This is a genomic window from Streptomyces torulosus (assembly GCF_001419765.1).
In the GTDB taxonomy this organism is placed as follows: Bacteria; Actinomycetota; Actinomycetes; order Streptomycetales; family Streptomycetaceae; genus Streptomyces; species Streptomyces torulosus.
Map to the genome: position 1 here is coordinate 1 of NZ_LIRK01000236.1, position 10,248 is coordinate 10,248.

Annotated in this window: 8 protein-coding genes; 1 reads left to right on the forward strand and 7 read right to left on the reverse strand. The window is 71.4% G+C overall.

Going from position 1 to position 10,248, the window contains the following annotated elements:
• Window positions 1–131: 131 nt before the first annotated feature.
• Window positions 132–1,331: a winged helix-turn-helix domain-containing protein gene (locus AOK23_RS16780; RefSeq protein WP_055713518.1), complete on the forward strand. Its 1,200-nt coding sequence runs from the start codon at window positions 132–134 to the stop codon at window positions 1,329–1,331.
• Window positions 1,332–1,338: 7 nt separating this feature from the next.
• On the opposite strand, the gene AOK23_RS16785 is transcribed toward AOK23_RS16780, so the two are convergent.
• From AOK23_RS16785 to mtnA, 7 genes are all read right to left on the reverse strand, one after another.
• Window positions 1,339–2,085 (reverse strand): response regulator, encoded by a 747-nt coding sequence (locus AOK23_RS16785; RefSeq protein WP_055520708.1) that lies wholly within the window; start codon window positions 2,083–2,085, stop codon window positions 1,339–1,341.
• A gap of 205 nt (window positions 2,086–2,290) precedes the next feature.
• Window positions 2,291–2,983, reverse strand: coding sequence for a ribosome hibernation-promoting factor, HPF/YfiA family (gene hpf, locus AOK23_RS16790; RefSeq protein WP_240496415.1), 693 nt, complete (start codon window positions 2,981–2,983; stop codon window positions 2,291–2,293).
• Between the two features lie 314 nt (window positions 2,984–3,297).
• Window positions 3,298–4,173 carry a ComF family protein gene (locus AOK23_RS16795; protein ID WP_055713519.1) on the reverse strand — a complete coding sequence of 292 codons (876 nt, stop codon included), beginning with the start codon at window positions 4,171–4,173 and terminating at the stop codon, window positions 3,298–3,300.
• 172 nt (window positions 4,174–4,345) lie between these two features.
• The gene (locus tag AOK23_RS16800) at window positions 4,346–6,172 is read right to left on the reverse strand and encodes an LpqB family beta-propeller domain-containing protein (RefSeq protein ID WP_055713520.1); all 1,827 of its coding nucleotides are present in this window, start codon (window positions 6,170–6,172) and stop codon (window positions 4,346–4,348) included.
• Entirely contained in the window at window positions 6,162–8,228 is a 2,067-nt protein-coding gene (gene mtrB, locus AOK23_RS16805; RefSeq protein ID WP_055713521.1) for an MtrAB system histidine kinase MtrB, read from the reverse strand. The genes AOK23_RS16800 and mtrB overlap by 11 nt, the downstream gene beginning before the upstream one ends.
• A 1-nt stretch (window position 8,229) precedes the next feature.
• On the reverse strand, window positions 8,230–8,919 hold the full coding sequence (mtrA, locus tag AOK23_RS16810) for an MtrAB system response regulator MtrA (RefSeq protein ID WP_206187907.1): 690 nt from the start codon (window positions 8,917–8,919) through the stop codon (window positions 8,230–8,232).
• Window positions 8,920–8,927: 8 nt separating this feature from the next.
• Window positions 8,928–10,073, reverse strand: a complete 1,146-nt coding sequence (mtnA, locus tag AOK23_RS16815; RefSeq protein WP_055713522.1) for an S-methyl-5-thioribose-1-phosphate isomerase — start codon at window positions 10,071–10,073, stop codon at window positions 8,928–8,930.
• Window positions 10,074–10,248: the final 175 nt, after the last annotated feature.

Here is a 10,248-nt window from a genome sequence, read left to right on the forward strand (position 1 = left end):
CCTCCGACCTGAGCCTCCCCTCCACGTCCCCCTACCTGCCGGCCCCGCACTGACGCCCGACCTCCAGGGTCTCGCCGCCGGTTCTCCCAGCTCAGCCCCGCTTGTCAGTGCCCTGGCCTACCCTGCGGACCATGACACCCCTGCCGCCCCCCACGACCGAACTCACCGCGGACGAGGCCCGCCGCATCGCCCTGCGGGCCCAGGGTTTCCTCGGCGCCCCCGACCGCAGGGCCGGCGTCCGCGGTGTGCTCCGCCACCTGGGCGCGGTCCAGCTCGACACCATCTCGGTCCTCGCCCGCTCCCACGAACTCGTCCCGTACGCCCGTCTCGGCGCCATAGGCCGCACCACGGTCGACAGGGCCTACTGGGCCACCGCCCCCGACGGCGCCCCGGCGCGCGCGCACGCCTTCGAGTACTGGTCCCACGCCGCCTGCATCCTCCCCATCGAGGAGTGGCCCCACTTCGCGTTCCGCCGCCGCGCCTACCGCGCCCGCCCCCAGTGGGGCCATGAACTGCCCGACGGCGCCTACGACCGCGTCATCAAGCAGCTCCGCGACGAGGGCCCCCTCACCGCCACGGAACTGGGCGGCGCGAAGCGCACCAGCGAGTGGTGGGACTGGTCCGGCGAGAAGGTCGCCGTCGAACGGGCCCTGATGTACGGCGAGGTGGTCTGTGTGGAGCGCCGCGGCTGGAAGCGGGTGTACGACCTCGCCGAGCGCGCCGTCCCCACCGAGCTGCTCCACGACGACCTGGACGACACCGAGTGCCTGCGCCGACTGGTCCGCCTGGCCGGTGAGGCCCTCGGTGTGGGCACGCGCGCGGACATCGCCGACTACCACCGCCTCAAGGGCGAGCAGTTCGACGCGGTGGTCGCCGACTCGGGCCTGGTCCCGGTGACGGTGGAGGGGTGGGCCAAGCCCGCCTGGGCCGATCCGGCGGCCCTGGCCACACCTGCGCGCGGCCGCCACCGCACGACGCTCCTGTCCCCCTTCGACTCCCTGATCTGGGAGCGGGCCCGCACGGAACGCGTCTTCGGCTTCACCCACCGCCTGGAGGCCTACGTCCCCAAGCAGAAGCGTGTGTACGGCTACTTCGCTATGCCGGTCCTGGCCGGCGGCCAACTCGTGGGTCGTGTCGACCCGGCTCGCGACGGCGGCACCCTGGTCGCCAAGCAGGTCACCCTGAACGGCCCGAAGGCGGTCCCGGCGGTCGCCCAGGCCCTGCTGGAGGCGGCGAGCTGGGTGGACTGCACGAACGTCCGTGTGGAGCGGGTGGACGCCCCCGAGCTCCGGGACCGGCTGGTAGGGGAACTCACCCGCGCCCTGGCCTGACCCGGGGTCAGCGGATCTCGAGGATCTTCTCCCGCATCGCGTACACCACGGCCTCCATCCTGGAGTGCAGCTGCAGCTTCTCCAGGATGTTCCGCACGTGGTTCTTCACGGTGTTCTCGGAGATGAACAACTCCTTGGCGATGTCCCGGTTGTTCATCCCGGTGGCCACGAGTTTGAGGACTTCCAGCTCCCGGTCCGTCAGCCGCGGCGCCGGCACGAGCCGCCGCTCGTCGGTCCGCTGGATCATCGACTTGAACTCGGTGAGCAGCTTCGACGCCATGGACGGGCTGATCTGCGACTGCCCGTCGGCGACGGCGCGGATCGCCGTGGCCACCTCGTCGGTGGAGATCTCCTTGAGGAGGTAGCCCGTCGCCCCGGCCTTGATCGCGTCGTAGAGGTCGGCCTCCTCGTCGCTGATCGTCAGCATGATGATCTTCGCGCTGGGGGCGACCTCCTTGATGGAGGTGCACGCCTCGATCCCGCCGCGCTTGGGCATGCGGACGTCCATCAGCACGATGTCGGGGAGCAGGTCGGCCGCCTTGTCCACCGCCTCGGCCCCGTCGCCGGCCTCGCCGACGACCTGGATGTCCTCCTCGGCGGCGAGCACGATCTCCAGACCGCGGCGGAAGAGCGCGTGATCGTCGACGACAAGGACCCTGATGGGCTCCTTGCGGGAGCCCGCCGCAGGGCCCATGCCGACGGAACCCTCGTCGGCCGCCGCGTCTCGCATCGGTCCGAAGCTGCTGTCCGCCATCGTTCCTCCCCCTGAAGGCCGTGGCCTGTGTCTCTGTGCCATCGCCAACCCAAGGCAACGACCCGCCGGTTGGGGCCGGTTCGGCCATGATTTCATGCCGGGGCGACAGTGCGGTGACAGAGCGGACCTCTGGGGGTCGCACACCGGTGCCCCTGGGGGCGCACGCGCGCTCCAGGGGCACCGGCTCAGCTGTCACCCGGCGTGGTCAGCCGCCGAGCGTGCCGCCCGCGGCGTTCGAGTGCCCCTCTGCGACCATCGGGTCCGTGCTGAGGTGGATGACGCCGTAGTCGTAGGCGTGCCGGCGGTAGACGACGCTCGGTTCCTTGGTCTCGGAGTCGACGAACAGGTAGAAGTCGTGCCCGACCAGCTCCATCTCGTAGAGCGCCTGGTCGAGGCTCATCGGGGACGCGACGTGGGTCTTCTCGCGGACGACGAGGGGGCCTTCGCCCTTCACTTCGAGCGAGCCGATCCGCTTGGTGGGTACGCCGTCGGCCTTCTCCTCCTCGACGACATATCCGTTGCCGTTGAGGGTCGCCACGCCCGGAACGTGGTCGGCGACCTCTGCGGCCGTGAGCCTGCGCGCGCCCCTGCGCGTGTAACGCTTGTCGTGCTGCTTGCGCAGCCGGGCCTCGAGCTTGTCCGCCGCCAGGTCGAGCGCCGCATACGGATCGCTCGCCGCCGCCTCCGCCCGGATCACCGGTCCGCGGGAGCGGAGCGTGATCTCCACTCGGTCACTCCGGTCGGCCTGTCGAGGGTTGGGCTCCTTGGACACCTCGACGTCGAGGCTGATCACCTTGCCGTCGAGCTTCTGGATCTTCTCCAGCTTCAGCTTCTCGGCCACGTGCTTGCGGAACCGCTCGGGCACCTCGGTCTTGCGGCCCTTGACGACGATGTCCACGCAGAACTCCGTTCCCGGATCGCTCCGCTCCACTGGCGGAGCATCTCCCTTGTGCACCAGGTTCCGGCTACTTCCGGAACCGCGGACTCGGTGACTCCACCTCCTCCTCCCCCGTGGACAAGATCTCCACCCCATCCCTGCGGGTGATTGCAGAAATCCCGCAGTACGGCATCCGGATATGTGGTGAACGGCCGGGGCCATTCCCTCACAACCGAACATATCTCGCCCGGACGGATGTCGTCACCCTCTACCGAGACGTACCTCCGTTCAGGTGAATTGACCGTCTCATTACCTGCAACGATGCAAGTTCTCCGTCAGTTCCGGTTTATGTGGAAAGCATCCGGCGACGCGGCGACCACCGCCGCGCACAGCCCCTCACCTGCATGGTCGACCCCGTACATTCCCCTGACGCCTCGGATCCGGACCGCCTCCTCCCCCGTTCGCCCAGCGTCTTTCCCGTCTGCCGCCGACGACACCACCCATCTGTCGTGCGCCGCCCGGACCGCCCGTGCCGCCTCGGCGAGCGAGGCCCCGGTGGTCATCAGGTCGTCGACGAGCACGACCCGGCCGTCGCCCAGCAGCGGGACGCCCCCGGCGGCCACCTCCAGGGCGCCCGCGAGGTTGTCCAGCCTCTGTCGGGAGTCCAGCCCCGTTTGATCGGCCACGGCACGCCGCTGCCGCAGCACCGCGAGCACCCGGGCCGACGTCCCGGCGCGCCGCAGCACCCGGGCCGCCGAGAGCGCGATCCGCCGCGCCGGATCGTGGCCGCGCGCCCGCACCGCCCGCCGCGCGGACGGCACCGGAACGAGCAGCACGTCCCCGCCGACACCGATCCCGTCACCGGCCGCCGAGGCGCCACGCCCCGGCGGGAAGTCCCCGGCGCCCCCACCCCACGCCTCGCCCAGCCCGGCCCGTACGGCCCCCGCCAAGGCCGTGCCGAGCGGTTCGGCGAGGCCCAGGGCGCCCCTCTCCTTGTGCGCGAGCAGCGCCGCCCGTACCGCGTCCTCGTACGGGGCCGCCGCGTGCACCTCGGGCAGCCCCACCGGTTCCGGCGCCGGTCGCACCCGGCTCGGTGCGGCCCCCATCAGGGCGGCGCGGCACTCCGGGCAGAGCACCTCGCGAGGCCTCCCGCAGCCTCCGCACTCGGCCGGCAGCACCAGATCCGTGAGGTCCTGCCACCACGCCCGCATGCCCCCACTGTGCCAACGTGGACGAAACCGTGCCACCCCTGTGGAAAACCCCCTGTGGACAACGCGCCGATAACCAACAGGCTTGTCACCCACACGAGTTAGCGCCAGCCACGGAAGGCCCCGAGCACACCCCGCAACGGGCTCGGCTGCCTGCGGCCGGCGCCCCGTGGGCTCACCCCGGATAGATCGGAGCGGACCCCTCCTTGACCACCGTCTGCCACTGCTCCCCGGGGGCGAGCCGGACGATGCCGTCCGCCGAATGGGCGACCAGCGGCTGGCCCTCGTCCTCGGACGCCGCGATCTCCTCCACCCCGGTCAGCGCGGAGGGCGCCGGACCCGCCAACGTGGAGCCGTCGACCTGCACGTACCGCGTCTGCTGCACACCGCCGGACTCGCGGCCGACCATCACGAGCCGGCTGTCACCGGCCCACGACATGGCCGAGACGTCCTCGAGGTCCGGTGTCACGGACCGCGGATCGACGATGGAGACGGTGGTGCCGTCCGCGTCCGCGTCCCGCTCGACGCGCCCGATGAACAGCGACCTCTTGCCGTCCTTCTCCACGATCATCGCCGCCCGTACCCCGTCGGCGGCCACGCGCACCGCCTCGATACGTCCGTCGAGCCCCGTCGTCCGCACCTCCAGCGGCTCGCCCTTGCCGTCCACGAGGACCAGCAGGCGCGGCTTCTTGGGATCGCGGTCGGCCACCCACAGATCGCCGCGCCCGTCCCAACTGGGCGTCGTCAGCCGGTCCTTGGCGGTGGCACCCGCGCTGCGCAGCACGGCTTCACCGATGGCGCCGCCCGACGTCAGCGGCGCCACGTACAGCTCGCTCCCATCGGCCGACACCCCGGCCGCCCGCTCCTGGTCACGCGACACCGCGGCCGACCGCAACTGCTTCACCCCCTCACCGAGGTCGCCCGGCACCGGAGTCGGCGTGCTCTCCCCGGGGGACAGCCGTACGAGCCGGTGCTCGCCGTCGATGAAGTACTCGTACTCGATGCCCTTGCCGGGCCGGTTCGCCGCGTCGGCGTCGGTCTGGTCCTCTCCGAACGCACACAGCTGCGCCCCGGTCGACCCCTGCAGCTCCACCTCGTCAATGCCGTTGGGCATGTAGTCCTGAAGCGTGAACAGAAGCTGCGCGGCCATCTCCTGGCACCGGCTCGCCGAGACCCGGTCGGCCTTAGCGTTGAGCGGCACGACCAGCCTGTTCTGCTCGTCGGGCGTCAGATGGGCGGTGCCCTTCCGCAGCGCCGTACCCGAGGGGAAGCTGGTCCGCGCGACCCAGTTCAGCCAGCGGGTGGGGCCGTTCAGCAGATCCCGCACGATCTGGGTCACCGGGTCGACCTGGCTGCGCACGTACACCGGGTCGGCGACCCTGCCCGCCTCACCGGACTGCGCGGCGGAGGTGAAGTAGTACTTGTTGATCGACTTGTAGTTGCGCTCGAAGTCGGACCTGCCGAGCATCACGCCCTGTGGCAGCTTGTCGATGCGCCACTGCTCCGTGTCCTTCACCTTCACCTTCGTGAGGTGCACGGTCTCCTCGTACTCGCCGCTGGCCGGCGTGTACGCGTGCTGCCCGTCCACGCGGGCGACCTTCTCGCCGCTCAGCTCGTACCGGTACGAGGTGCTGTCCGGCTCCCTCCCCGTGACCTTCGTGAACGGGGTCGGCGCCTCCACGAGGACCGTGGTCGACCTGCCCGGGTCCCACGTCTTCAGCGCGCCACCGGTCAGGTACTTGCGGGCCGTCTCGTAGTTGGGGTCGTCGCTGGTCAGGGCCTCCAGGAAGCCCTGCACGATCTCCAGGGGCTGGGCGTCCTCGGCGGGCGGCAGCGCGAAGACCCGCACCTGCGTGTCCTGCCGCGGGGTCGACTCGACGTCGCGCATGTCCCCGCTGTCCGGCATCGAGGCGCACCCCGCCAGCAGTACGGCACCGATGCCGACGTACGCCGTCGCCCGCACCGGACGCCTACGGCCGCGTTTCGCGCGGTCAGCGCCCACGGAATGCCTCCCCCTGCTTCTCCTGCTGCTGCTCGGAGCCGGCCTCGGAGAGCCGCTCCTCGGCCTGCCCCGCACCCTCGCCGCTCCGCTGCGCGGGCGGTGCCGTGGGCGACGCGCCGGGCCGGGACACCACGCGCGCGCCGTTGCCGGGCAGCGCCGTCGGATCGGCCGTGGGCACCTGGCCACCGCCGGGCAGCGGCCCTATGGGCGCCCTGGTGACCCCGTGCTCCCCCGCCTGCACCGGCACTGTGGCGAGCTTGCCGCCGCCTTGCCGCACAGCACCGTCGCCGGGACCGCGGCCGCGCCGGGAGTCCTTCGGTTCCAGGGGTATCGGGGAGCCGCGCAGCGGCTCGTCCGCCGTCCGCGGCAGGGTCAGCCGGAACTGCGACCCGCCACCGGGCTCGCCCCACGCCTGGAGCCAGCCGCCGTGCAGGCGGGCGTCCTCCAGGGCGATGGACAGTCCCAGTCCCGTGCCGCCGGTGGTACGCGCGCGTGCCGGGTCGGCCCGCCAGAAACGGCTGAAGACCCGCGTCGCCTCGCCCGGCTTGAGCCCCACGCCGTAGTCGCGCACCGCGACCGCGACCGCTCCGCCCGCCGCCGCCAGCTTGACCACGACGTCCTTGCCCTCGCCGTGCTCCACCGCGTTGACCACGAGGTTCCGCAGGACCCGCTCCACCCGCCGGGCGTCGGCCTCGGCGACGACGGGCTGCTGGTCGCCGAGGACCCGTATCCGCGTCCCCTTGCGCTCGGCGAGCGGCTCGGCCCCGCTGACGACCTTCCGCACGACCTCGCGCAGGTCTATCGGCTCGGCCTCCAGGGCTGCCGCGCCCGCGTCGAACCGGCTGATCTCCAGCAGGTCCGCGAGCAGCGACTCGAACCGGTCCAGCTGGTCGGCGAGCAGCTCGGCCGACCGCGCGGTCACCGGGTCGAAGTCCACGCGCGCGTCATGGATGACGTCCGCCGCCATCCGTACCGTCGTCAGCGGGGTGCGCAGCTCGTGCGACACGTCGGAGACGAACCGCCGCTGCATCCGCGACAGGTCCTCGAGCTGGCTGATCTTCAGCTGCAGGTTCTGCGCCATCTTGTTGAAGGCCTCACCGAGACGCGCGATGTCGTCCTCGCCGCTGACCTTCATCCGCTCCTGCAGGCGCCCGGCGGACAACCGCTCGGCGATCCCCGCCGCCATCCGCACGGGCGTGACGACCTGGCGCACCACGAGCCAGGCGATGGCCCCGAGCAGGACGACGACGAACAACCCCGCCGTCGCCAGCGTGCCCTTGACCAGGCTGAGGGACTTCTCCTCCTGGGTGAGCGGGAAGAGGTAGTACAGCTGGAACGGGCTGCCGTTCGGGTCGTTGATCTGCTTGCCGATGATCAGCGCCGGCTGCGACTCCTGGCCGTTGGTGTAGAAGATCCGCGTATAGCTCTGGACGGCGCTGGTGCCGTCGTCGACGCGGTCGCGCAGCGCCACGGGCACGCTGAGGTCCCAGGCCACTCCGCCGGAGGCACGCGGTCCGAGCCCACCGGTCTCGCCGTCCGCGGAGGCCGGGCTGAGCGTCACGACGTCGAACGCTCCCTGCCCACCGCTGGACAGCTCCTTCACCAGGTTGGTCATCCGCTCGACGACGTTCTGCACCCGGTCGCCGTTGTCGGTGCTCTCGTTCCCCGCCGCGCTCGCCGCGCTGTCGGACCGCTGCTGGGCCACCGTGAACCCGCCCGTGGCCTGGCTCTGCGAGGCCTTGACCTTGGCGTCCAGCAGCCCGTTGCGCACCTGGCCGATGACGACGAAGCCCAGCAACAGCACCACGCTGAGCGACATCAGCAGGGTCGTCACGACGATCCTGAGCTGGATGTTGCGCCGCCACAGCCGCATCACGGGCAACAGCGGACGGCGCACCCAGCGCATGAAGAGCCTCAGGACCGGGCTGCCCTGGCCCTGCAGCAGCCCGCCCTCGAGAAAACGCCCCCAGCGGGAACCCGACGTCTTCCGGCCGACAGGCCGCTCCGTGCGGGTCCCGGACTGACCGGGCGCCGAAGCGGCGCTGTCCCCGGGCATGTCAGCTGGGTCCTGCCTTGTATCCGACACCACGGACAGTCACCACGATCTCCGGCCGCTCCGGGTCCTTCTCGACCTTGGAACGCAGCCGCTGCACATGAACATTCACCAGACGGGTGTCCGCCGCATGGCGGTACCCCCAGACCTGCTCCAGCAGGACCTCTCGAGTGAACACCTGCCACGGCTTCCGCGCCAGCGCCACCAGAAGATCGAACTCCAGCGGCGTCAGCGCGATCGACTGCCCGTCCCGCTTCACGGAGTGCCCCGCCACGTCGATGACCAGGTCCCCTATGGCGAGCTGCTCCGGCGCCGGCTCCTCCGACCTCCGCAGCCGCGCCCGGATCCGGGCCACCAGCTCCTTCGGCTTGAACGGCTTCACGATGTAGTCGTCCGCGCCCGACTCCAGGCCCACGACCACATCGACGGTGTCGCTCTTCGCCGTGAGCATCACGATCGGCACCCCGGACTCCGCCCTGATCAGGCGACACACCTCGATCCCGTCCCGGCCCGGCAGCATCAGATCGAGCAGCACCAGATCCGGTTTGACCTCACGGAACGCGGCCAGCGCCTTGTCGCCGTCGGCTACGAAAGACGGCTCAAAACCTTCACCACGCAGCACAATGCCGAGCATCTCGGCCAGTGCGGTGTCGTCGTCGACGACAAGGACTCGTCCCTTCATAAACGACATCATCCCATTAACTAAATCGTTACCTGTCGTGACCTGCCACACAGCTCCGCAAGCGCACCAGCCGTCACCGGCGAAACAGCCCCCTCCTCGGTGACGATCGCCGTCACCAACTCCGGCGGTGTCACATCGAATGCCGGGTTGTACGCCTGGGTCCCCAGGGGTGCCACCGGGATACCGCCTCCCGCCTCCGCTCCCGCCACCGGCACCTGAGGTGCTGTGATCTCCGTCACCTCATGACCGGCGCGCTGCTCCACCTCGATGGACGCCCCGTCCGGGGTGTCCAGATCCACGGTCGTGACCGGCGCCACCACGATGAACGGCACATGGTGGTACCGGGCGAGCACCGCGAGCGGATAGGTCCCCACCTTGTTCGCCACCGAACCGTCGGCGGCGATCCGGTCGGCCCCCACCAGCACCGCGTCGACCTCCCCGGCCGCGAACAACGAGCCCGCCGCGTTGTCCGTGAGCAAGGTGTACGCCATCCCGTTGCGTGCCGCCTCGTACGCCGTGAGCCGGGCGCCCTGCAGCAGCGGCCGCGTCTCGTCGACCCACAGCCTGCGCAGCCGCCCCACCCGGTGCGCCGCCAGCGCCACCGCGAACGCCGTGCCCTCACCGCCCGACACCAGCGCCCCGGTGTTGCAGTGCGTGAGCACCCGGTGCCCGCCGCCCGGCAGCAGCTCGTCGAGCAGCGCCAGCCCGTGCCCCGCCATCCGGGCGCTGGCCTCGGCGTCCTCCCGGTGCAACGCCCGCGCGGCGGCGAGCGCGGCTCCCGCGGCCTGCTTCTGGTCACCGGTCCGACCGAGCTCGGCCCGGTACGCGCCCTGCGCACGCCGCACCCCGCCAGACAGGTTCACCGCGGTCGGCCGAGCACCGGCCAGCGCCTCGGCGGCCTCCTCCACGGCGAAGCCCCGCGCGGCGGCGAGCGCGACGCCGTACGCCCCGGCGATGCCCAGCAGCGGCGCCCCGCGCACGGCGAGCGAACGGATCGCCTCGACCAGCGCGGACGCGTCCGTGCACACCAGCTCGACCTCCTCGGCCGGCAGTCTCGTCTGGTCCAGCAGGACCACGACGGGGCCTTCGGGTGGCTCCTCCCATCGGATCGCAGGGGTCTCGGTCGGCCGGGTGTCGTCGCCGGTTCGCGCGTACTGATCAGCCATGCGGCCAGTCTGCCCCGTATCCGACGGACAATTGAAGGTGCGCAGCCCCTACGGCCCCCCGTCCCTTCCCGGACACCGCGTGGCACGATGGGCGCCAACCTGCCGCCGCGACCGCGGACGAGCACCGTGAAGGAGCGACGATGAAGGACACTCCGGGCTGGGCCTCGCCCGGATC

Excerpts from the sequence above, each read along its gene's own strand:
- AOK23_RS16780 (WP_055713518.1), top strand. The coding sequence starts at position 132 with ATGACACCCCTGCCGCCCCCCACGACCGAACTCACCGCGGACGAGGCC.
- AOK23_RS16785 (WP_055520708.1), bottom strand. The coding sequence starts at position 2,085 with ATGGCGGACAGCAGCTTCGGACCGATGCGAGACGCGGCGGCCGACGAG.
- AOK23_RS16795 (WP_055713519.1), bottom strand. The coding sequence starts at position 4,173 with ATGCGGGCGTGGTGGCAGGACCTCACGGATCTGGTGCTGCCGGCCGAG.
- mtrB (WP_055713521.1), bottom strand. The coding sequence starts at position 8,228 with ATGCCCGGGGACAGCGCCGCTTCGGCGCCCGGTCAGTCCGGGACCCGC.
- mtrA (WP_206187907.1), bottom strand. The coding sequence starts at position 8,919 with ATGATGTCGTTTATGAAGGGACGAGTCCTTGTCGTCGACGACGACACC.
- mtnA (WP_055713522.1), bottom strand. The coding sequence starts at position 10,073 with ATGGCTGATCAGTACGCGCGAACCGGCGACGACACCCGGCCGACCGAG.